19 protein-coding genes are annotated in these 22,200 nt (G+C 72.8%); 14 read left to right on the top strand and 5 right to left on the bottom strand.

The features are described from left to right. Positions 1-6: 6 nt before the first annotated feature. Both scpA and JIW86_RS12160 read right to left on the bottom strand, forming a co-directional pair. A complete protein-coding gene (scpA, locus tag JIW86_RS12165; protein WP_257553772.1) occupies positions 7-2,208 on the bottom strand; it encodes a methylmalonyl-CoA mutase in 2,202 nt (733 codons plus the stop codon). A gap of 7 nt (positions 2,209-2,215) precedes the next feature. Beyond that, complete coding sequence (locus tag JIW86_RS12160) at positions 2,216-4,087, bottom strand: methylmalonyl-CoA mutase subunit beta (RefSeq protein ID WP_257553771.1); 1,872 nt, start codon at positions 4,085-4,087, stop codon at positions 2,216-2,218. Between the two features lie 1,081 nt (positions 4,088-5,168). Between JIW86_RS12160 and JIW86_RS12155 the strand changes: the two genes are divergently transcribed. Genes JIW86_RS12155 through JIW86_RS12130 form a run of 6 tightly spaced genes read left to right on the top strand, consistent with a single transcriptional unit; the run spans position 5,169 to position 10,993 of the window. Next, positions 5,169-6,116 (top strand): TauD/TfdA dioxygenase family protein, encoded by a 948-nt coding sequence (locus tag JIW86_RS12155; RefSeq protein ID WP_257553770.1) that lies wholly within the window; start codon positions 5,169-5,171, stop codon positions 6,114-6,116. Between the two features lie 34 nt (positions 6,117-6,150). Continuing rightward, the gene (gene ssuE, locus JIW86_RS12150) at positions 6,151-6,708 is read left to right on the top strand and encodes an NADPH-dependent FMN reductase (protein ID WP_257553769.1); all 558 of its coding nucleotides are present in this window, start codon (positions 6,151-6,153) and stop codon (positions 6,706-6,708) included. A gap of 40 nt (positions 6,709-6,748) precedes the next feature. Continuing rightward, positions 6,749-7,789, top strand: a complete 1,041-nt coding sequence (locus tag JIW86_RS12145; RefSeq protein ID WP_257553768.1) for an ABC transporter substrate-binding protein — start codon at positions 6,749-6,751, stop codon at positions 7,787-7,789. 6 nt (positions 7,790-7,795) lie between these two features. Beyond that, on the top strand, positions 7,796-8,590 hold the full coding sequence (locus JIW86_RS12140) for an ABC transporter ATP-binding protein (RefSeq protein ID WP_257553767.1): 795 nt from the start codon (positions 7,796-7,798) through the stop codon (positions 8,588-8,590). Beyond that, complete coding sequence (locus JIW86_RS12135; RefSeq protein ID WP_257553766.1) at positions 8,587-9,615, top strand: ABC transporter permease; 1,029 nt, start codon at positions 8,587-8,589, stop codon at positions 9,613-9,615. Before JIW86_RS12140 ends, JIW86_RS12135 begins: the two co-directional genes overlap by 4 nt. A gap of 10 nt (positions 9,616-9,625) precedes the next feature. Further along, entirely contained in the window at positions 9,626-10,993 is a 1,368-nt protein-coding gene (locus tag JIW86_RS12130) for an LLM class flavin-dependent oxidoreductase (RefSeq protein ID WP_257553765.1), read from the top strand. Between the two features lie 43 nt (positions 10,994-11,036). On the opposite strand, the gene JIW86_RS12125 is transcribed toward JIW86_RS12130, so the two are convergent. Beyond that, positions 11,037-11,957 carry an NADP-dependent oxidoreductase gene (locus JIW86_RS12125; RefSeq protein WP_257553764.1) on the bottom strand — a complete coding sequence of 307 codons (921 nt, stop codon included), beginning with the start codon at positions 11,955-11,957 and terminating at the stop codon, positions 11,037-11,039. Positions 11,958-12,003: 46 nt separating this feature from the next. Further along, entirely contained in the window at positions 12,004-12,723 is a 720-nt protein-coding gene (locus tag JIW86_RS12120) for a DUF2470 domain-containing protein (RefSeq protein ID WP_257553763.1), read from the bottom strand. 157 nt (positions 12,724-12,880) lie between these two features. Between JIW86_RS12120 and JIW86_RS12115 the strand changes: the two genes are divergently transcribed. From JIW86_RS12115 to JIW86_RS12100, 4 genes are all read left to right on the top strand, one after another. After that, positions 12,881-13,276 (top strand): cell division protein SepF, encoded by a 396-nt coding sequence (locus JIW86_RS12115; protein ID WP_030012729.1) that lies wholly within the window; start codon positions 12,881-12,883, stop codon positions 13,274-13,276. 67 nt (positions 13,277-13,343) lie between these two features. Continuing rightward, the gene (locus tag JIW86_RS12110) at positions 13,344-14,579 is read left to right on the top strand and encodes an ATP-binding protein (RefSeq protein ID WP_257553762.1); all 1,236 of its coding nucleotides are present in this window, start codon (positions 13,344-13,346) and stop codon (positions 14,577-14,579) included. A 3-nt stretch (positions 14,580-14,582) separates the two neighbouring features. After that, positions 14,583-14,975, top strand: a complete 393-nt coding sequence (locus JIW86_RS12105) for a nucleotide pyrophosphohydrolase (protein WP_257553761.1) — start codon at positions 14,583-14,585, stop codon at positions 14,973-14,975. 123 nt (positions 14,976-15,098) lie between these two features. Then, positions 15,099-15,584, top strand: coding sequence for a DUF6099 family protein (locus JIW86_RS12100; RefSeq protein ID WP_257553760.1), 486 nt, complete (start codon positions 15,099-15,101; stop codon positions 15,582-15,584). 42 nt (positions 15,585-15,626) lie between these two features. Here the strand turns inward: JIW86_RS12100 and JIW86_RS12095 are convergent, their stop codons facing one another. Beyond that, entirely contained in the window at positions 15,627-15,878 is a 252-nt protein-coding gene (locus tag JIW86_RS12095) for a hypothetical protein (RefSeq protein ID WP_257559643.1), read from the bottom strand. A 295-nt stretch (positions 15,879-16,173) separates the two neighbouring features. Between JIW86_RS12095 and JIW86_RS12090 the strand changes: the two genes are divergently transcribed. Genes JIW86_RS12090 through JIW86_RS12075 form a run of 4 tightly spaced genes read left to right on the top strand, consistent with a single transcriptional unit; the run spans position 16,174 to position 22,071 of the window. Beyond that, positions 16,174-17,097 (top strand): LLM class F420-dependent oxidoreductase, encoded by a 924-nt coding sequence (locus JIW86_RS12090; RefSeq protein ID WP_257553759.1) that lies wholly within the window; start codon positions 16,174-16,176, stop codon positions 17,095-17,097. 17 nt (positions 17,098-17,114) lie between these two features. Continuing rightward, positions 17,115-17,990 (top strand): homocysteine S-methyltransferase, encoded by an 876-nt coding sequence (mmuM, locus tag JIW86_RS12085; RefSeq protein ID WP_257553758.1) that lies wholly within the window; start codon positions 17,115-17,117, stop codon positions 17,988-17,990. 38 nt (positions 17,991-18,028) lie between these two features. Beyond that, entirely contained in the window at positions 18,029-19,519 is a 1,491-nt protein-coding gene (locus JIW86_RS12080) for a 3' terminal RNA ribose 2'-O-methyltransferase Hen1 (protein WP_257553757.1), read from the top strand. Further along, complete coding sequence (locus JIW86_RS12075) at positions 19,516-22,071, top strand: polynucleotide kinase-phosphatase (RefSeq protein WP_257553756.1); 2,556 nt, start codon at positions 19,516-19,518, stop codon at positions 22,069-22,071. Before JIW86_RS12080 ends, JIW86_RS12075 begins: the two co-directional genes overlap by 4 nt. Positions 22,072-22,200 lie beyond the last annotated feature (129 nt).

Here is a 22,200-nt window from a genome sequence, read left to right as displayed (position 1 = left end):
GGCCGCCTACAGCTCGTGGCCCAGGTCCGCGGCCAGCCGCGTCACCAGGTCGTGGGCCGCGTCGGGGATCACCGTTCCGGGCGGGAACACCGCCGTCGCGCCCATCTCCAGGAGCATGGGCACATCGGCCGGCGGGATGACCCCGCCCACGACGATCATGATGTCCTCGCGGCCCTCCTCCGCCAACTGCTCGCGCAGCGCCGGTACGAGGGTCAGGTGGCCGGCCGCCAGCGACGAGACGCCCACCACGTGGACGTCCGCCTCGACGGCCTGGCGGGCCACCTCCGCCGGGGTCTGGAACAGCGGGCCGACGTCCACGTCGAAGCCCAGGTCGGCGAATGCGGTCGCGATCACCTTCTGGCCGCGGTCGTGCCCGTCCTGGCCCATCTTGGCGACCAGGATGCGCGGACGGCGGCCTTCCGACTCCTCGAACCGGTCGACGAGCGCGCGGGTGCGCTCCACGGACGGGGACTCGCCTGCTTCGGTGCGGTACACACCCGAGATCGTACGGATCTGGCTCGCGTGCCGCCCGTACACCTTCTCCAGTGCGTCCGAGATCTCGCCCACGGTGGCCTTGGCGCGCGCCGCGTCCACCGCCAGGGCCAGCAGGTTGCCTTCCAGGCCCTGGCCCGCGCCCCGCTCCGCCGCGTTCGTCAGCGCCCGCAGCGCGTCCTGCGTGACCGCCTCGTCGCGCTCCTCGCGCAGCCGCCGCAGCTTGGCGATCTGCTGGGTGCGCACCGAGGAGTTGTCGACCTTGAGGACGTCGATCTGCTCGTCGGTGGCCACCCGGTACTTGTTGACGCCGATCACCGGCTGGCGGCCCGAGTCGATCCGCGCCTGCGTACGGGCCGCGGCCTCCTCCACGCGCAGCTTGGGGATGCCCGCGTCGATGGCCTGCGCCATGCCGCCGGCCGCCTCGACCTCCTCGATGTGCTGCCAGGCCCGCCGCGCCAGGTCGTACGTCAGCTTCTCGACGTACGCGCTGCCGCCCCACGGGTCGATCGACCGGCAGGTCCCCGACTCCTGCTGCAGCAGCAGCTGGGTGTTGCGGGCGATGCGCGCCGAGAAGTCGGTCGGCAGCGCGAGCGCCTCGTCGAGGGCGTTGGTGTGCAGCGACTGGGTGTGGCCCTGGGTCGCCGCCATCGCCTCGATGCACGTACGCGTCACGTTGTTGAAGACGTCCTGCGCGGTCAGCGACCAGCCCGAGGTCTGCGAATGGGTGCGCAGCGACAGCGACTTGGCGTTCTGCGGGTCGAACTGCTTGACCAGACGCGCCCACAGCAGGCGGGCGGCGCGCAGCTTCGCGACCTCCATGAAGAAGTTCATGCCGATCGCCCAGAAGAAGGACAGGCGCGGCGCGAAGGCGTCCACGTTCAGCCCCACGGCCTGACCGGCGCGCAGGTACTCCACGCCGTCGGCGAGGGTGTACGCCAGCTCCAGGTCGGCCGTGGCTCCGGCCTCCTGGATGTGGTAGCCGGAGATGGAGATCGAGTTGTACCGCGGCATCTTCTGCGAGGTGAAGGAGAAGATGTCGGAGATGATCCGCATCGAGGGCTTCGGCGGGTAGATGTAGGTGTTGCGGACCATGAACTCTTTGAGGATGTCGTTCTGGATGGTCCCGGCGAGCTTGTCGGGGGAGACGCCCTGCTCCTCCGCCGCCACGATGTAGAGGGCGAGAACGGGCAGCACCGCGCCGTTCATCGTCATGGACACCGACATCTTGTCCAGCGGGATCCCGTCGAACAGCTGCCGCATGTCGTAGATCGAGTCGATCGCCACGCCCGCCATGCCGACGTCGCCGGTCACGCGCGGGTGGTCGCTGTCGTAGCCGCGGTGCGTCGGCAGGTCGAAGGCCACCGACAGGCCCTTCTGGCCGGCGGCCAGATTGCGCCGGTAGAAGGCGTTCGACTCCTCGGCCGTGGAGAATCCGGCGTACTGCCGGATCGTCCAGGGCTGGTTGACGTACATCGTCGGGTACGGGCCGCGCAGGTACGGGGCCACGCCCGGGTACGTCTGGAGGAAGTCCAGGCCCTCCACGTCGCGGCCGGTGTACAGCGGCTTGACGCCGATGCCCTCGGGGGTCTCCCACAGCAGGTCGGCGGCCGCGGTGCCGGTGGACTCCTTCACCGAGGAGCGCCACTGGTCCTCGGAGACTCCGGTGGCGGCGGTGGGGCCGAGCGACAGCTCGGAGAAATCGGGGATGCTCATGCTGTTCCTACTGCTCATTGGGCACTCCCATCCGGTCGAGTACGGAGGACAGCACGGCGACGGCGTCACAGCCGGCGAAGACGTACTCGTCCACGGACGTCTCTGCGGTGCCCGGCTTGCCGGCGAGGAACACGGTCGTGGCGCCCGCCGCGCGCAGGGCCTCGGCCACCGCCTCGGCCTGCTCCGCGTACAGCGCGTCGCTGGAGCACAGCACGGCCATGCCGTCGGCGCCGCTCGCGGCGTAGGCCGCGGCGGCCGTCGACGCGTCGACGGACACCGGGTCGTGCACCGCCTCGATGCCGCCCGCCTGGAACAGGTTCGAGGCGAACCCCGCCCGCGCGGTGTGCGCGGCCGCCGGGCCCAGAGCGGCGAGGAAGATCCGCGGCCGGGCGCCCGTCGCCGCCAGGTGCGCGTCGCTGCGGGCGCGCAGGGCCTCGTACGCCTCGTCGCGCCGGACGCGCGGCAGACCGCCGGTCGGCGCCGGGGGCGCGCTCTCGCGTACGACCGGCTTCTCCGACAGCAGCGGGAACTCGCTGACGCCGGTGATCGGTTCGCGGCGCTTGGCCAGCTTCTTCGAGCGGGCGGCCCAGGTGGCGGCGAGCCGTTCGGCGACCACCCCGGAGCGCAGGGCGGCGGCCTGGCCGCCGGCCTTCTCCAGGGTCTGGAAGAATTCCCAGGCGGCGTGCGCGAGTTCGTCCGTGAGCCGCTCGACGTAGTACGAGCCGCCGGCCGGGTCGATCACGCGGGCCAGGTGCGACTCCTCCAGCAGGATGGTGGAGGTGTTGCGGGCGATGCGGCGCGCGAAGGCGTCCGGCAGGCCCAGCTCGTGGTCGAAGGGGAGCACGGTGACCGAGTCCGCGCCGCCCACGCCCGCGGCCATGCAGGCCACGGTGGTGCGCAGCATGTTCACCCAGGGGTCGCGGCGGGTCATCATCACCGGCGAGGTCACCGCGTGCTGGAGCTGGGCGCCCGCCTCCGGGGCCCCCGAGGCCTCGGCGACACGGGACCACAGACGGCGCGCGGCGCGCAGCTTGGCGATGGTGAGGAACTGGTCGGCCGTGGCCGCGTAGCGGAACTCCAGCTGGCCCAGGGCCGCTTCGACGCTCAGACCGGCCTCGGTGAGGGCGCGCAGATAGGCGACACCGGTGGCCAGCGACAGGGCCAGCTCCTCGGCGGCGCTGCCGCCGGCCTCGTGGTACGGCAGGGCGTCCACGGTCAGCGCGCGGACCCCGGGCCAGCCGGCGGCGGCCTCCAGGGCCAGCTCCACGGCACCCGCCGGGTCCAGCGCCTCACCGGTCCGGGCCTCGTGGCCCAGCGGGTCGGCGCCGAGGGAGGCCCGGGCGGCCTCGGGGGCGACATCGCGCTCGGCGTACAGGCTCAGCAACGTACGGGCGGCCTCGGCGTATTCGGCTCCGGCGTCCAGGACGACCGGGGCGAGGTCCAGGTAGACCCCGTCCAGCGCGCGGGCGAGACCGTCGACCGGGATGCCGCCCTGGCCCGCGGTCAGCCAGAGGGAGGTGACCCCGTTCTCCAGATCGGCGAGGACCGCCTCGTTCAGGCGTGCCGGATCGGTGCCCACCATGCGCTGGCGTACGTCCCAGCCGTTGGCGGTGGTGCCCTCCGGCCTGCCGCCCCGTACGAAGGGGGCGAATCCGGGGAAACCGGTGTCGGGGGCCGTCCCGTCGGGCGGCGCGGTGTACAGCGGGCGGGTGATGAGCCCGTCCTCGAGCGGGGTGGACAACGCTTCTTCAGCAGCCTCGCCGGAGACTTCCTTGCCCGACTTGCGCAGTACGCCCTCTACAAGGCGCTGCCACTGCTCATGTGTCGCGACAGGGAACTCGGCGGCCAGGGAGAGCCCGTCGTCAGGCAGGACCGTCATGGCTCGAATGTAGGGGAGGACGCTCAAGCGGCACTATACCGACGGGTGTGATCTCGCCCTCTCATTTGAGCGGCTTGGATCACGGAACACCCGGCTGAGCAGCACCGTTGCGGCGGCTTGCGGGGGTGTGGCCGGGTCCGCGTGCGAGATCACGATCCGCGCGGGGGTGTCGGGGGCGGGCCGGAGCGCCGCCGCGGCGGGGCGGATCTTCCCTGGTGCGGGACGCGTGGCTGCTCGGTCCCGACCATGATCGCCGGTTTTGAAGACATCCGACAGAAGAGCCGGGGCGCGGCGCCGTTGCTGGGGCTCCGCCCCAGACCCCGCGCCTCAAACTCCCCCAGCTACCGCTGGGAGGGGCCCCCAGGCGGGGCTGGATTTGGCTGATGCCGTCCGCCGGGCATAACCCAGCCCCGCCGGCGTTTGAGTGGGGGTCCCCCCGGACGGAGTCTGGGGGAGGGTCCGGGCAGAGCCCGGTTTCTGGGGGCACCTCCCAGCGGTAGCTGGGGGAGAAGGGGCGGGGTGGGGGAGGCCCCGCGCAGCGGCAGCGGCAGGCGGATCCGGCGGACGCGTGGCGGTCGCGTTGCGGGGGCGTGAAATCCAGCCACGGTTTTCGGCCGCCGGGCCGGGTTCGTGCGCTTCTCCCAGGTACGAGGAAAGGCCAGGTCGCAGCGGGTGCGAAGGCCCCGGCGGGGGTTCCGGCCGAGGCCCCGCCGGGGGCCTTCGGCGGGGGTTGACCGGGGGTGGGGGCGCTGTCAGGCTCCGAGCCATGACCGCGAACGCACTCCTCGTCCCGCGGCTCCACACCCCCGGCCTCTGTACCGCGCCCGGCGGGTGTCCGGGCCGCTGTCCGGCCCCGCACCGCGCCTGAGCCCGGCTGCTCCAGGGCCCCGGCCCAGGGCCCCACGGCCCGGCTGCCCCGCTGCCCCGTGCCCCGGCTGCCCCGCGCCTCCGTGGCCCCCGGTTCCCGAGGCCCGGCCCGCGCGTCTTCCCGTACCCGCATCGCGTCGTACCGCGCTGCCGCGTACCTCCATTTCCTCCGCCGCGGAGACAACTCGTCCGCGCCCCTGCCCAGGGAGTTCCCATGGCCACTGCCACAACCACCGCCGTTACCGTCACCGTCACGAAGATCGGCGGCCGCATCGGAGCCGAGCTCGGCGGCGTACGGCTCGGCGGAGACCTGCCCGCCGCCACCGTCGCCGAGATCCGCGCCGCCCTCCTCGCCCACAAGGTCGTCTTCTTCCGCGGCCAGGACCACCTCGACGAAGCCGGCCACGAGGCCTTCGCCCGGCTGCTCGGCGCCCCGGTCGCGCACCCCACCGTCCCCTCCGCGGACGGCCGGTACGCCCTCGGCATCGACTCCCACCACGGCGCCCGCGCCAACCAGTGGCACACCGACGTCACCTTCGTCCCCGCCTACCCGGCCTTCTCCGTCCTGCGCGCCGTGACCATCCCCCCGTACGGCGGCAACACCCTGTGGGCCAACACCGCCACCGCTTACGGCAACCTCCCGGAACCGCTGCGGGTCCTCGCCGACGGCCTGCGCGCCGTCCACTCCAACGAGTACGACTACGCCGCCCTGAAGCCCGATGCGCTGCCCGAGGCCCTGGCCCAGTACCGCGAGGTCTTCACCTCCACGAAGTTCCTCACCGAGCACCCGGTGGTCCGCGTCCACCCCGAGACCGGTGAACGCACCCTGCTGCTCGGCAACTTCGTCCAGCGCATCAAGGGCCTCACCGGCCGCGACTCCCGCCTCCTCCAGGACCTCTTCCAGGCCCACATCGAGAGCCCCGAGAACACCGTCCGCTGGCACTGGCAGGCCGGCGACGTCGCGATCTGGGACAACCGCGCCACCCAGCACTACGGCGTGGACGACTCCGACGACCACGAGCGCACCCTGCGCCGCGTCACGGTCGACGGCGACGTCCCGGTCGGCCCCGACGGCGAGCCCTCCCGCCTGCTCAGCCCTTCGAGCGTCCCGGACCCGGCCTTCGGCATCGCCTCCGGCGCCTCGGCCGCGACCGCCGCCTGACCGTCCGTTCCCGTACGACGACCAAGGAGCCCCCGTGCCCCAGCTGCTCGCCATCACCGGCAGCCCCTCCGCCCACTCCCGTACCGCCGTCGTCGCCGACCACGTCCTGCGCCGCCTGGCCCACGCCGGCTTCGGGACCGCGCACCTCTCCGTGCGCGAACTGCCCGCCGCCGACCTGCTGTCCGCCCGCCGCGGCGAGCCGGACATCCGCCGGGCCCTGGAGGCCGTCGCCGAGGCCGACGGCATCGTCATCGCCACCCCGGTCTACAAGGCCTCCTACACCGGACTGCTCAAGGCCTTCCTCGACCTGCTCCCGCAGGACGGCCTCGCCGGCAAGACGGTGCTGCCGCTCGTCACCGGCGGCAGCCTCGCCCACGTCCTGACCATCGACTACGCCCTGCGTCCGGTGCTCGCCGCCCTCGGCGCCCGGCACGTCACCGCCGGCCGGTTCGTCCTGGACTCCTCCGTCGAGCGCGGCTCCGGCCCCGACCGGCTGCGGCCCGAGGCGGAACTGGACCTCTTCCAGGCCGTCGACGAGTTCGCGGACGCCCTGCGCGCCGCGGACGCCACCGCCCTCACCCCCGCCCCGTAATACAGCCCGCCCCCGCGACCAGCACCCACAAGGACCCGCCATGCCCGCAGCCCTCGCCCCGACCTCCACCTCCCGACGCCAGTTCCTGACCCTGCTCGGCATCTCGGCGGCCGCGGTGAGCTGCGGCACGGCCACCGCCAACGGCGGCGGACCCGGCTCCGGCTCGCAGGTCAAGACCCTGAAGTACCAGGGCTCGGTCGGCGCGGTCACGCTCCCCGAACTCGCCGCCGACCTCGGCTACTTCGAGGACGTCAAGCTCGAATGGGTCGGCAACACCATCAGCGGCCCGCAGGACATCCAGTCCGCCGCCACCGGCCAGACCCACTTCGGCAGCGCCTTCAACGGCGCGGTCATCAAGCTCGCCGCAGGCAAGGCGCCGATCAAGGCGGTCATCTCCTCCTACGGCTCGGACCAGTACTCCTACGCCGGCTACTTCGTCCTGGAGGACAGCCCGATCCGCTCCGCCCGGGACCTGATCGGCAAGAAGGTGGGCATGAACACCCTGGGCGCCCACTACCAGGCGCTGCTCGACACCTACCTCAGCCGCAACGGCCTCTCCAAGGCGGACGCCGCCAAGGTCGAGGCCCTGGTCGTACCGCCCGTCAACACCGAACAGGCGCTGCGCGCGAAGCAGATCGAGGTCGGGGTGCTCACCGGCATCCTGCGCGACAAGGCCGTCGCCTCCGGCGGCATCCGCCCGCTGTTCACCGACGTGGATCTGCTCGGCCCGTTCAGCGCGGGCACCTACATCATGACCGAGCGCTTCATCAAGCAGAACCCGGACACCGTACGGACCTTTGTGACGGGCGTGGCCAAGGCCATCGAGTGGTCCCGCACCACCCCGCGCGAGGAGGCCGTCGCCCGGATGACCGAGATCGTCAAGAAGCGCGGCCGCAACGAGGACACCGCCGCCCTGCAGTACTGGCGCTCCTTCGGGATCGCCGAGACGGGCGGCCGGATACCCGACAAGGAGTTCCAGCTCTGGCTCGACTGGCTCGGCGAGCGCGGCGAGATCAAGGCGGGGCAGTTCAAGCCGTCCGACCTCTACACCAACGAGTTCAACGGCTACGGAAAGGGCTGACCGGACATGGCGAAGATCGTGTTCGAGGGAGTGCGCAAGACCTTCGGGGACTTCACCGCCCTCGACGGCATCGACCTGGAGATCCACAGCGGGGAGTTCCTCGTGGTCGTCGGCCCCAGCGGCTGCGGCAAGTCCACGCTCCTCGACCTCCTCGGCGGACTGGCCGCCCCGACGGCCGGACGGATCCTGCTCGACGGCAAGCAGGTCACCGGGCCGGGCCTGGACCGGGGCATCGTCTTCCAGCAGTACGCGCTGCTGCCGTGGCGCACCGCCCAGGGCAACGTCGAGTTCGGCCTGGAGGCGACCGGTGTGCCGCGTCGCCAACGCGCCGCCCGGGCGAAGGAGTTCCTGGACCTGGTCGGACTGACCGGCTTCGAGGACCGGCACCCGCACCAGCTCTCCGGCGGCATGCGCCAGCGCGTCGCCATCGCCCGCTCGCTGGCGTACGACCCGGACGTGCTGCTGATGGACGAGCCGTTCGCCGCACTCGACGCGCAGACCCGCGAGTCGCTCCAGGACGAGCTGCGCCGCATCTGGCAGAGCACCGGCAAGACCGTCGTCTTCATCACGCACGGCATCGAGGAGGCCGTCTACCTCGGGCAGCGGGTGGCCGTCATGACCTCCCGGCCCGGCCGGGTCAAGGAGGTCGTCCCGGTCTCCTTCGGCGACCGCGACGGACTGCTGGGGGAAGCCCTGCGGTCCAGCCCGGAGTTCGCCCGCTACCGGCACGAGATCTGGAACCTCCTCCACGACGAGGTGGCCCGCGCCCAGCAACTGGAGAAGGAGGCGGCAGCCGTATGACCACCGGAACCGACACCACCGCCCTGGCGGCCGCGGGCCTCACGGCCCCGACCGTGCCCCCGGCCGACCCCGTCGTCGACCCGGCCGCCGACCCCGTCGTGAACCCGGCCCGGACGACGCCCCGGGCGACCGGGGCCCCGGTCCGCAAGGCCCCGGCCCCGGCCGGGGCCGCCCGGGCCGATACCCCCGTCGGCACGATCCGAGCCGGCCAGGCCCCCGCCCCCGCCCCCGTCCGTACGAAGACCGCCGCACTGGCCGTCGTACGCGTCCTGAAGGCCGTCGCCGTCCGGACCGCGGCGATCCTCGCCCTGGTCGCCCTCTGGGAGATCGCCCCGCGCGCCGGCCTGGTCGACGCCACCTTCCTGCCCCCCATCAGCGAGGTGGCCGTCGCCTGGTGGGAGCTGGCCGGCGACGGCCAGCTCGCCGACCACACCCAGGCCAGCCTGATCCGCTCCTTCGGCGGTTTCGGCATCGCCGTGGCCGTCGCCGTCCCGCTCGGCCTGCTCATCGGCTGGTACCGGCCACTCGCCGACTTCCTTGGGCCGCTGCTGGAGGTCTTCCGCAACACCGCGGCCCTCGCGCTGCTCCCGGTCTTCGTGCTGCTCCTCGGCATCGGCGAGACCTCGAAGGTGTCGATCGTCGTCTACGCCTGCCTCTGGCCCGTCCTGCTCAACACCATCAGCGCCGTCCGGAACGCCGACCCCACCCTGATCCGGCTCGCCCGGTCGATGGACCTCTCCACGCCCCGCCTGTTCCAGAAGGTGATCCTCCCGGCCTCCGTACCGGCCATCTTCACCGGCATCCGGCTCGCCGGCGCCGTATCCATCCTCGTCCTCGTGGCCGCCGAGATGATCGGCGCGAAAGCGGGACTCGGCTATCTGATCAACGCCTCGCAGTTCAACTTCGCGATCCCGCAGATGTACGCGGGCATCATCACGATCTCCGCGATCGGCGTCGCCTTCAACCAGCTCCTCGTCACCGTCGAACGCCGCCTCAGCCTCTGGCGCGTCCCCGCCTCTTCCTAGGGAAACCCACATGACCGACCAGACGCCCCGGACCCTCCACCTCAACGCCTTCCTCATGAACGCCGGACACCACGACGCCGCCTGGCGCCACCCCGGCAGCAGCCCCGAGCGCGTCACCGACCTGCGCTACTTCCAGGAGCTCGCCCGGACCGCGGAGCGCGGAAAGCTCGACTCCATCTTCTTCGCGGACGGACTCGCCCTGTGGGGCAAGGCCCGTTACAACGCCCTGGGCGGGTTCGAGCCGCTCACCCTGCTCTCCGCCATCGCCGCCGTAACCGAGCACATCGGGCTCATCGCCACCGTCTCCACCACCTTCAACGAGCCCTTCAACCTCGCCCGCAAGTTCGCCTCCCTCGACCACATCAGCGGCGGCCGCGCCGGCTGGAACATCGTCACCTCCGGCACCGTGGACGAGGCCCGCAACTTCAACCGGGAGGAGCACCTGGAGCACGGCCTCCGCTACGACCGGGCCCGCGAGTTCCTCGACGTCGCCACCAAGCTCTGGGACAGCTGGGAGGACGACGCGATCGTCCTCGACAAGGAGCGCGGCATCTACGCCGACACCGACAAGCTCCACCCCGCCGCCCACCGCGGCGAGTACTTCGGCGTGGCCGGCCCGCTCAACGTCCCGCGCTCCCCGCAGGGGTACCCGCTGCTCGTGCAGGCGGGCTCCTCCGAGTCCGGCAAGGAGTTCGCCGCCCAGTACGCCGAGGCCGTCTTCACCGCCCAGCAGACCCTCGCGGACGGCCAGACCTTCTACAAGGACCTCAAGTCCCGCCTGGCGAAGTACGGGCGGGCCGAGAGCGACCTGCTCGTCCTGCCCGGCATTGCGCCCGTCATCGGCTCCACCGAGGCCGAGGCGAAGGCCCTGGAGCAGCAGCTCACCGACCTCCAGGTGCCGGAGTACGGCCTCGCCCAGCTCTCCGGAATGCTCAACGTGGACCTTTCCGGACTGCCCCTCGACGGCCCGCTGCCCGATCTCCCCGAGGAGCGGGACGTCAACGGCAACAAGAGCCGCTTCACCCTCGTCGCCGAACTCGCCCGCCGCGACGGCCTCACCCTGCGCCAGCTGATCGCCCGCCTCGGCGCCGGCCGCGGCCACCGGGTCTTCGCCGGCACGCCCGAGCAGATCGCCGACCAGCTCGAGGAGTGGTTCACCCGGGGAGCCGCCGACGGGTTCAACATCATGGCGCCCGTCCTGCCCACCGGCCTGACCGACTTCGTGGACCAGGTCGTGCCGATCCTCCAGCGCCGCGGCCTCTTCCGCACCGAGTACACCGGCCGCACCCTGCGCGAGAACTACGGCCTGCCGCGCCCCGCCAACCGCTACGCGAGCGGCGGGGCCGGCGCACCGGCAGCGGCGCCGGTCACCGCCTGAGCACTGGGGGGTGGTCCGAGGCGGACCGCCCCCCGCCGGGTTTTCAGACCGTCAGTACGATCTTGCCCCTGGTCCGGCCCGTGGCGCTCAGCTCCCACGCCCTGGCGGCCTGCGCGAGCGGCAGCGCGTGCTCGACGTTGACCGTGAGCCGGCCCGAGTCCGCGAGCTCGGCCAGGAAGGTCAGGTCGGCGGTGTCGGGTCGTACCCACAGCTGGTGCGCGCCCTTGGCCGCGGCCTCGTAGTCGGCGATGGAGACCACCCGGTCGCGCTCCTTCACCAGCGACTGGAGCAGCTCGACGGCGCCGTCGCCGTAGAAGTCGAGGCCCGCGTCCACGCCTTCGGGCGCCAGCGCGCGGATGCGGTCGGCCAGCCCGTCCCCGTACAGGACCGGCTCGGCGCCGAGGGAGCGCAGGTAGTCGTGGTTGTGCGCGCCGGCCGTACCGATGACGCGCAGGCCGAGGGCGACCGCGATCTGCACCCCGAACGAGCCGGTGCCGCCGGCCGCGGAGTGGATGACGACGGTCTCGCCGGCCTTGAGGCCCACGCGGGTGAGGGACTGGTAGGCGGTCAGGCCGGCCAGGGGAATTCCCGCGGCCTGCTCGAAGGTCAGCTCGCGGGGCTTGTGCGCGAGGGTGCGGACCGGGGCGCTGACCAGCTCGGCGTAGGTGCCGAGCTCCACCCACTCCTTCCTCACGTACCCGTAGACCTCGTCGCCGACGGCGAAGTCGAAGGTGTCCGGGCCGACCGCCTCGACGACTCCGGCCACGTCCCAGCCGGGTATGACGGGATAGCGGACTTCGAGGATCGGGTCGAGATATCCGGCGGCGAGCTTCCAGTCCACCGGGTTGACCCCGGCCGCCTTGACGCGGACGAGAACCTCGCCCGGCCCCACCTTGGGCTGCGGTACGTCAACGAGCGTGAGCCGGCCGGGAGTTCCGTATGCGTTGTACGTGATGGCCTTCATGATCGGTTCCAACGGGGCGCCGCCCGGGCCTATTCCGCCCCGTTCGTCAGGCGGGCAGCGTGTTGCGGTGCGAGCGCCGCCGGGCCGCGCTGAACAGGGCCTGGATCTGCGCCCCCGACTGCTCCACGTCGTCGAGCGGCGAGGGGAAGGCCAGCCGCGCGTCGCGGTGGCCGCTCCGCTCCTCGAGCCGCAGGGTGATCCCGTACCGGTCCATGGCGACCGGCAGCGCGCGGATCACCGAGGCGGCGGGCAGCGGCCGGACCAGGCGCAGCAGCAGGGTGACGAGGTCGGGGTGGTCGTCGAGGAGGTGCGTGAGCATGCCCGCCTCGTACGGGGCCAGCGGGTCGGGCCGGGCCGCGTCCAGCTCTTCCAGCCCGACGTAGGAGAAGCCGTCCGCGGTCTCCAGGACGGCCTGGCCGAACTCCATGCAGGTGCTCTCGTCCCCGGGACCGTCGCTCTCGCCCGCGTACGGGGTGAGCAGGCGGCCCACGATGGTCACCCGGGCCCGCACCCGGTCGCGTACGGGGGTGGGGGCGACGTCGGTGAACTCCAGCCGGATCGCGGGCCGGTGCTCGGCGTCGCCGCCCGGTTCGGCGGGGTGCAGGTGCAGCCGGCCCATCGGGTCGCCGCCGTCGAGGTGGCGGACCTCGGCACGCAGCCCGTCGGTGACCGCGGTCATGGAGTGGGCGGCGGCCAGGATCGACCGCACGCGCTCGGCGTCGGTGGGCCGGGTGGCCGGGGTGGCAGGGGCACCGGACATGCGCATCTGGATCTCTCCATCATCCCGAGAACTTAGGTATGCCTAACCTAACCTAATTCGTTCGCGGGGAGTAGTCGGTCTGGTTCGTGTCGGTGTTGGGCTGAACGGGTGAAACGCGAGAGGATGGGGGGATGCACATGAAGCGCGCGGCCGAGGCGGCCCGGTGAGCAGGTACGACGTCACCGACGAACAGTGGGAGGGGCTCGCGCAGGTGGTCCCCCTGCGCAGCCGCAACGAATGGCCCTCCCGGGTGGACCACCGCACCATCCCCACGGCGCCCGGAGCGTCGGCGGCGGAGCAGCGGCGCTTCGTGGTGATCCGGGTTCAGATCTTCGCGGACGCACGGGAGGTGGCGGAGTACCTGATCGCGCAGATCCCGGTACTGCTCGACCTGACCGGCGCCGACAGCGAAGTGGCCAAGCGGATCCTGGACTTCAGCAGTGGTGTGGTCTTCGGACTCGGCAGCGGGATGCACCGGGTGGACCGGAACGTCTTCCTGCTGGCGCCCGTCGGGACCGAGGTCGAGGGGATCGCGGCCGCTGCCGTCCCCCGATCGTAGGAAGGTCGCCGCGACGTAACGGTTCGCCGGGCTCTCGGGGGGTCCGGCGGCCCGTACCGTCCGCCGCATGGACGCCACCCTCGCCGCTCCCCTTCCCGCCACCCCCGCCGCCCCCGCCCCGGACCTCCCCCGCCCCGCCGTCGCGTTAGCCGGCGACGACCCGACCGTGCCCGCGCAAGCCGTGCGGCTCCACCGGCCCGGGGTCACCGGACTGCGGCTGTCCGCCTTCGGGCCGCACCGGGGCGCCGCCTTCGCGCTCGGGCCCGTCACCCTCCTCGCCGGGCCGAGCGGCAGCGGCAAGTCCCAGGCCCTGGCCGCCTACGAGGCCCTCGCCGTGCTCGGCTCCGGAGCCACCCTCGAGGAGGCCTTCCCCGACCCGGGTGCCCGCATCCCCGACCTGGCCGTCCCCGATGCCGACCGGCGGCGCGGCTTCCGCATCGGCTGCACCGTCGACGGCCCCGCCGGACCGGTCCGGCTCGACCTCGCCGTCCAGGCCGAGCCCACCCTGCGCATCGTCGGCGAACGGCTCTCGCAGCCGGGGCAGATCCTGCTCGCCACCGCCCTGCGCGATCCCGGCCGGCGCTCCGTGCAGGGTGCGTGGCTGACCGGCGGCGCCATCGGCGTCACCCGGGCCCCGCTGCCGGACGACCGGCTCGGCACGGCCCTGCTCCCCCTCCGCGTGGCCGGCGCCACGGCCGGCCAGCGCCAGGTCCTGGCCGCCGCCGAACAGGTCGTGGTGGCGCTGCGCTCGGTGTTCCCCTGCGACCCCCGCCCGGAGCGGATGCGCGCGCCCGTCCCGCCGGGGGAGGGCCGGCTGCTCGGCGACTGCGCCAACCTGGCCGACGTACTGCGCCGGACCCGCCACGAATGCGGCACCCGGCACGCGCTGCTGGCCGAGGCCGCCCGCACCGGCTGCGCGGGACCCGTCGCCGGCCTGGACGTACGGGCCCCCGCCGACGGCCCCGTCACGGCGGTACTGGACCGCGGCCCCGACCGGCCCGCCACGGAACTGGCCCGACTCGGCGCGGGCGAACTGCGCTTCCTCGCGCAGGCGCTGGTCCTGCTGACCGGCCCGGGAGTGCTCGCCATGGACCCGGCCGCCGAACTGCTCTCCGCGCAGCAGGCGCTGACGGTGCTGGCCGACGGCTTCGACCGCGGCCTGGACCGGCGCCAGAGCGCCGAGCTGCTGCGCCTGGCCCTGCTGTCGTGCGGGCGCGGCCACGTCCGGCTGGTGGCGGCGGTGGGGGAGGAGACCGCGGCGGCCGCCCGGCTCCTCGCGGGTGTCACGGTGGTAGACCTGTGATCCATGAGCGACGCGAACGACACGAACGAGACCCCGGCGGCGCGCGGTGAGCGGCTCGGCCTGCTGCAGCGCAGGCTCGCCGACTTCGCCGCGGCACGCGGCTGGGAGCCGTACCACACGCCCAAGAACCTGGCGGTGGCGCTGAGCGTGGAGGCGGCCGAACTGGTCGAGATCTTCCAGTGGCTGACGCCGGAACAGTCCGCGAAGGTCATGGAGAAGCCGGAAACGGCCCACCGCGTGGCCGATGAGGTGGCCGACGTACTCGCGTATCTGCTGCAGTTCTGTGAGGTTCTCGGGGTGGATGTGCTGGATGCGCTCGCCGCGAAGATCGAGAGGAACGAGCTCCGCTTCCCGGTGGCGGGCGAACCGACACCTAATCGTCACTCTTCGGAGTGATGGACTCCTCCACAATCACGTTTGTGTCCACATTTTCCGAATACCCCTGGCTTTACTGGCTCATTGCCCTCACTCTGGGTAGTGGTGAGGACGGCGGGATGTCGTGCGGACGGGGGACGGCATATGGATGCGGTACGGCTCATCGCGGCCGGCCGGCACGCGCTGGCACAGAGCGGGGCTGCGTGGGACATCGTGGGCGAGGCCTGGCAGGCCCAGGCGCTCGCGCAGGGCGTAGGAGGCTATCTGGCGGTCACCGGGCCGCCGGAGATGAGAGCGGAGGCACGGGGACTGGGGGAAGCGGGAGGCAGAGGCTGCGGGGTGATCGACCGGGCGGCCCTGCGCGGAGAGGGCAGCGCGCCCGAGTATCCGCCGCGGGCCGCGCAGTTGACGGTGGTGTCGGACGTCCGGCAGGCACTGCTCGGGCTCCAGGCATTGCTGGGCGAAGTGGGCATAGCCCTGGTCGGGGTGGCCTGCGGGACGGACGACGAGACCCTGTACTGGCAGTGCATAGAGTCGATCGACGCGGCTGACGAGTCGAGCGACCGGGTACGGGCGATCCTGCGCCGCATGGCGGTGCGCGAGCGGGGGTCCGCCTCGGGCGTGGCCTGAGGTGTCACACGGGTCCCGTCGCGCGCGACGGGACCCGCACGGTCAGAACGACCGGTAGGACGGGCGCTCTTCCCCGGGAGCGGGCGCGCCCGGGGCGCGGTCCGTGGAGGAGGACTGGAGGTCGGCGTCGAGCTGCGACAGGTCGGCGTTCAGCGCCGCCATCAGCTCTTCCATCTGCTGCAGCAGGCCCTTCGGTGCGCCGCCCTCGGCGGGGACCGAGGACTCCTGACGTGCGTCGTCGTGTGCTGCCTGCCCGGTCTGTCGGTGGGTCTCCGGCACGACCTCGTGGGACATGGCGGCCTCCTCGGCCCTGGCCCTTCCGAGGCGGAAGGGCGCGGTGGACGCACCGGCGAAGTGGCCGCCGGCGCGCGGGCCGGCGGTCCGGCTCCGTCCGAGCCAACGAGCCCCTTCGGGGGTGGTCACTGGCGGCGTCCGGGGTGGACCGTCCGGTTGACGCAGATTCACCCGGCAGGGGTGCGAGGGGGGAACCTCCGCGGGGTCACCCGGATGGAGGTACCTCCCGGCGGCGGCCGGGAGAGAGCTCGGCGGAGAGCCCGGGGAGGCGGCCTGGGGAGGCAGGATGGGGGGCATGGATCTTCGCATTTTCACCGAGCCCCAGCAGGGCGCGAGCTACGACACCCTCCTGACCGTCGCCAAGGCCACTGAGGACCTCGGCTTCGATGCGTTCTTCCGATCCGACCACTATCTGAAGATGGGCTCGGCCGACGGCCTGCCCGGACCCACCGACGCGTGGATCACCCTCGCGGGCCTGGCCCGGGAGACCCGGCGGATCCGGCTGGGCACCCTGATGACGGCCGGCACCTTCCGGCTGCCCGGTGTGCTCGCCATCCAGGTCGCCCAGGTCGACCAGATGTCCGGCGGCCGCGTCGAACTGGGCCTGGGCGCGGGCTGGTTCGAGGAGGAGCACAAGGCGTACGGGATCCCCTTCCCGGCCGAGCGGATGGCCCGGCTGGAGGAGCAGCTGGCCATCGTCACCGGGCTGTGGGCCACCGAGATCGGCGCCACCTTCGACTATCCGGGCAGCCACTACCGGGTGGAGAACTCGCCCGCGCTGCCCAAGCCCGCCCAGGCCAAGGTGCCCGTACTCATCGGCGGGCACGGCGCGCGGCGCACCCCGCGCCTCGCCGCCCGCTACGCCGACGAGTTCAACATGCCCTTCGCGTCGATCGCCGACAGCGAGCGGCAGTTCGCGCGGGTCCGGGAGGCTGCCGCGGAGGCCGGGCGCAAGGCCGGCGACCTCGTCTACTCCAACGCCCTGGTGGTCTGCGTCGGCAAGGACGACGCCGAGGTCGCCCGCCGGGCCGCCGCCATCGGCCGTGACGTGGACGAACTCAAGGCCAACGGTCTGGCCGGCTCCCCGTCCCAGGTCGTGGAGAAGATCGGGGCCTACGGCTCCATCGGCTCCTCCCGCGTCTACCTCCAGCTGCTCGACCTCGACGACCTGGACCACCTGGAGCTGATCTCCGCCCAGGTCCTCTCCCAGCTCGGCTGACCGGGGACGCAGCAGCGATGCCACGCGCGTCCGGCCCGCTCGCCGAAGCCCTGGCCCACCGGACCGTGCTCCTGGACGGCGGGCTGAGCAACCAGCTCGCCGCCCAGGGCTGCGACCTGTCCGGCGGCCTCTGGACGGGCCGGGTGCTCGACGAGCGGCCCGGCCAGGTGGAGGCCGCCCACACGGCGTACGCACGGGCCGGCGCCGAGGTGCTGATCACCGCGAGCTACCAGATCGGCCCCGGCCACCCCCGGGCCGCCGCCCTGCTGCACCGCAGCGTCGCCCTCGCCGCCCGCGCAGCCGAGGCCGCCGGCCACGAGGTGTGGGTGGCCGCCTCCGTGGGCCCGTACGGGGCGGTGCTCGCGGACGGCTCCGAGTACCGCGGCCGGTACGGCCTGAGCGTGCGCGAACTCGCCGCCTTCCACCGCCCGCGCGTCGAGGCGCTGCTCGCCGCGGGCCCCGACGTCCTCGCCCTGGAGACCGTCCCCGACCCGGACGAAGCGGAGGCACTGCTCACCGTCCTCGCGGAGACGGGCGCCCCGGCCTGGCTGAGCTACACCGTCGCCGACGGCCGCACCCGCTCCGGCGCACCCCTCCCCGAAGCCTTCGCCCTCGCGGCGGCCGCCCCGCAGGTCATCGCGGTCGGCGTCAACTGCTGCGACCCGGCCGAGGTCCTGCCCGCCCTCGAAGCGGCCGCGGCCGCCACCCGCAAACCGCTCGTGGCCTACCCCAACGACGGCTCCGTCTGGGAGGCCGCCACCGGTACCTGGCACGCCCCCGAAAGCCCGCGCCCCTGGCCCACCGGCGCCTGGCAGCACACGGGCGCCCGCCTCCTCGGCGGCTGCTGCCGCATCGGCCCGGACCGCATCGCGGAGCTGGCTGCCGGAAAATAGGGGGCCGCCAGGACGGGTGACCAGCAACAATCGGTCGTGTGTTCCTGACGATCTCCACCACCGGCTCCCCTGAACGACCCGCTACCGACCTGGGCTACCTGCTGCACAAGCATCCCGGGAAGACGCAGGCGTTCTCCACGTCCCACGGCACCGCCCACGTGTTCTACCCCGAGGCCACTGAGCAGCGGTGCACGGCGGCCCTGCTGCTGGAGGTGGATCCCGTCGCGCTCGTGCGGCGCGGTCAGGGCAAGGGCCGGGGCGGAGCGCCCGACGCCGCGCTCGCGCAGTACGTCAACGACCGGCCGTACGCCGCCTCCTCGCTGCTCGCCGTCGCGCTCAGCGGAGTGTTCCGCAGTGCGCTGAAGGGCCAGTGCGCCGTCCGCCCGGAGCTGCCGGAGCAGGCACGGCCGCTGCGCGTCGAGATTCCGGCGCTGCCCGCCCGCGGCGGGGCCGAGCTCGTGCACCGGCTGTTCGACCCGCTCGGCTGGGACCTCGTACGGGCCGAGCCCGTACCGCTCGACGAGCGGTTCCCCGAGTGGGGGGACTCCCGGTACGTACGCCTCGTCCTGGAGGGGGAACTGCGCTTGGCGGACGCCCTGCGGCAGCTCTACGTCCTGCTGCCCGTGCTCGACGACGCCAAGCACTACTGGATCGCCCCCGACGAGGTCGACAAGCTGCTGCGCGCCGGAGACGGCTGGCTGGCCGCGCACCCCGAGAACGGTCTGATCAGCTCCCGCTACCTCGCCCGCCACAAGCGGCTGACCCAGGACGCCATCGAGCGCCTGGAGCTGGTCCGCCTCGCCGAGGCCGACGGCAGCGAGGTCGAGGAGCTCGACAACGCCGTGGACGAGAGCCGCGACACGGAGGAGAGGCCCGTACCGCTCGCGGTGCAGCGGCGGGACGCGATCCTCTCCGCCCTGCGCGGCGCGGGTGCCCAGCGGGTGCTGGACCTCGGCTGCGGACAGGGGCAGTTGGTCCAGGCGCTGCTCAAGGACCCGGCGTACAGCGAGATCGTCGGCATGGACGTGTCCGTGCGCGCCCTGAACCTCGCGGCCAAGCGGCTGCGGCTGGAGCGGATGGGGGAGCGGCAGAGCACGCGCGTCCGGCTGCTCCAGGGCTCGCTCGCCTACACCGACAAGCGGCTGGCCGGCTACGACGCGGCCGTGCTCAGCGAGGTCATCGAGCACCTGGACCCGGAGCGGCTGCCCGCGCTGGAGTACGCGGTGTTCGGCGCGGCCCGGCCCCGCACGGTCCTCGTGACCACCCCCAACGTCGAGTACAACGTCCGCTGGGAGTCGCTGCCCGCCGGGCAGGTCCGCCACGGCGACCGCCGCTTCGAGTGGACCCGCGAGGAGTTCCGCGCCTGGGCCGGCGCCGTAGCCGAACGGCACGGGTACGGCGTCGGGTTCGTCCCCGTCGGGGACGACGACCCCGAGGTCGGGCCGCCGACCCAGATGGCGGTCTTCACGCAGACCGACACCGACACGACCACCACCACCGAAACCCCGAAGGAGGGCGAGGCAGCATGACCATCGCAAGCACCGGGACCCACCGCGTACTTCCCGTCACCGACCTGTCCCTCGTCGTCCTCGTCGGGGCCACCGGCTCGGGCAAGTCCACCTTCGCCCGCAAGCACTTCAAGCCCACCGAGGTCATCTCCTCGGACTACTGCCGCGGGCTCGTCGCCGACGACGAGAACGACCAGAGCGCCAGCAAGGCCGCCTTCGAGGTCCTGCACTACATCGCCGGCAAGCGGCTGGAGGCCGGCCGCCTCACCGTCGTCGACGCCACCAGCGTGCAGGCCGAGGCCCGCAGGCAGCTCGTCGAGCTCGCCCGCCGGTACGACGTCCTGCCCATCGCCATCGTCCTCGACATGCCCGAAGAGGTCTGCGCCGAGCGCAACGCCGCCCGCCCCGACCGGGCCGGGCTGCCGCGCGCGGTCATCCAGCGCCACCGCCGCGATCTGCGGCGTTCGCTGCGCGGACTGGAGCGCGAGGGCTTCCGCAAGGTGCACGTGCTGCGTTCCGCCGAGGAGGCCGAGGCCGCCGAGGTGGTCCTGGAGAAGCGCTTCAACGACCTCACACACCTCACCGGCCCCTTCGACATCATCGGTGACATCCACGGCTGTTCCTCCGAGCTGGAGACCCTGCTCGCCAAGCTCGGGTACGAGGACGGGGCCCACCCCGAGGGGCGCACCGCCGTCTTCGTCGGCGACCTCGTCGACCGCGGTCCGGACAGTCCGGGCGTCCTGCGCCGCGTCATGGGCATGGTCAAGTCCGGCAACGCCCTGTGCGTGCCCGGGAACCACGAGAACAAGCTCGGCCGTTATCTGAAGGGCTCCAAGGTCCAGCGGACCCATGGCCTCGCCGAGACGATCGAGCAGCTGGAAGGGGAGCCGGAGGAGTTCGTCCAGGAGGTACGGGAGTTCATCCGCGGCCTCGTCAGCCACTACGTGCTCGACGGCGGCAAGCTGGTGGTATGCCACGCAGGGCTGCCCGAGAAGTACCACGGCCGCACCTCCGGCCGGGTCCGCTCGCACGCCCTGTACGGGGACACCACCGGCGAGACGGACGAGTTCGGCCTGCCCGTGCGCTACCCGTGGGCCGAGGACTACCGCGGCAAGGCGGCCGTGGTCTACGGCCACACCCCGGTCCCGAACACCGCCTGGATCAACAACACCATCTGCCTCGACACCGGCGCCGTCTTCGGCGGGAAGATGACCGCCCTGCGCTGGCCCGAGCGCGAACTGGTCGACGTACCGGCCGAGAAGGTCTGGTACGAGCCCACGCGCCCGCTCGTCACCGAGGTGCCCGGCGGTCACGACGGGCGCCCGCTCGACCTGGGCGATGTGCACGGGCGCCGGATCGTGGAGACCCGGCACCTGGGCAACGTCACCGTGCGCGAGGAGAACGCGGCCGCCGCGCTGGAGGTCATGAGCCGCTTCGCCGTGGACCCGCGGCTGGTCCCGTACCTGCCGCCGACCATGGCGCCGACCGCGACCTCCCGTGAGGAGGGCTACCTCGAGCACCCGGCCGAGGCCTTCGCGCAGTACCGCAAGGACGGCATCGCCCAGGTGGTGTGCGAGGAGAAGCACATGGGCTCCCGCGCCACCGTCCTGGTCTGCAAGGACGCCGACGCGGCCCGCGAGCGCTTCGGCGTCGACGGCCCGACCGGGTCCGTCTACACCCGCACCGGACGGCCCTTCTTCAAGGATCCGGAGGTCACCGAGGAGGTACTCACCCGGCTCCGCGCGGCCGTCACCGACGCCGGTCTCTGGGAGGAGCTCGGCACGGACTGGATGCTGATCGACGGCGAACTGCTGCCCTGGTCCCTGAAGTCCGCCGGCCTGCTGCGCAACCAGTACGCCGCCGTGGGCGCGGCCTCCGGCGCCGTCTTCCCGGGCGCGATCGCCGCCCTGGAGGCGGCCGCCGCCCGGGGCATCGACACCGGCGAGCTGCTGGAGCGCCAGCGCGGCCGGGCCGTCGACGCCGCGAAGTTCACCGAGGCGTACCGGCGTTACTGCTGGACCACCGACGGGCTGGACGGCGTACGGTTCGCGCCGTTCCAGCTGCTGGCGGCGGCCGGGCGGTCGCTGGCCGCCGTGCCCCACGACGAGCAGCTGTTCTGGCTGGACCGGCTGGTCGCCGCCGACGAGGCGGCGGGCACCGGGCTGCTGCGCCGCACCGGCCGGATTCTGGTGGACACCGCGGACGAGGAGTCCGTACGGGCGGGCACCGACTGGTGGTCGGAGCTGACGGCCGCCGGCGGCGAGGGCATGGTCGTCAAGCCGCTCCAGGCGTACGCCCGGGACGGCAAGGGCCGGCTGGTCCAGCCCGGGGTCAAGGTGCGCGGGCGCGAGTACCTGCGGATCATCTACGGTCCGGAGTACACCCGCCCCGACCACCTGGAGCGGCTGCGCGAGCGCTTCCTCGGCCACAAGCGCTCGCTGGCCCTGCGCGAGTACGCGCTCGGGCTGGAGGCGCTGGACCGGCTGGCGGCCGACGAGCCGCTGTGGCGGGTCCACGAGGCCGTCTTCGCGGTGCTCGCCCTCGAGTCGGAGCCGGTCGACCCCCGCCTCTGACCCCGGCCAGGGGTGCACGCGCGTAAAGCGGAGGCCCCCGTACGGCCGCGAATTAGGTCGTATGGGGGAACTTTCGCGGAGAACGCCGGGAAAACCACCGGCGGGATCGTTCATCCAGGGCAGCGGACT

This window comes from Streptomyces sp. NBC_00162, assembly GCF_024611995.1.
In the GTDB taxonomy this organism is placed as follows: domain Bacteria; phylum Actinomycetota; class Actinomycetes; order Streptomycetales; family Streptomycetaceae; genus Streptomyces.
This window is presented reverse-complemented; position numbering and strand designations above follow the sequence as displayed.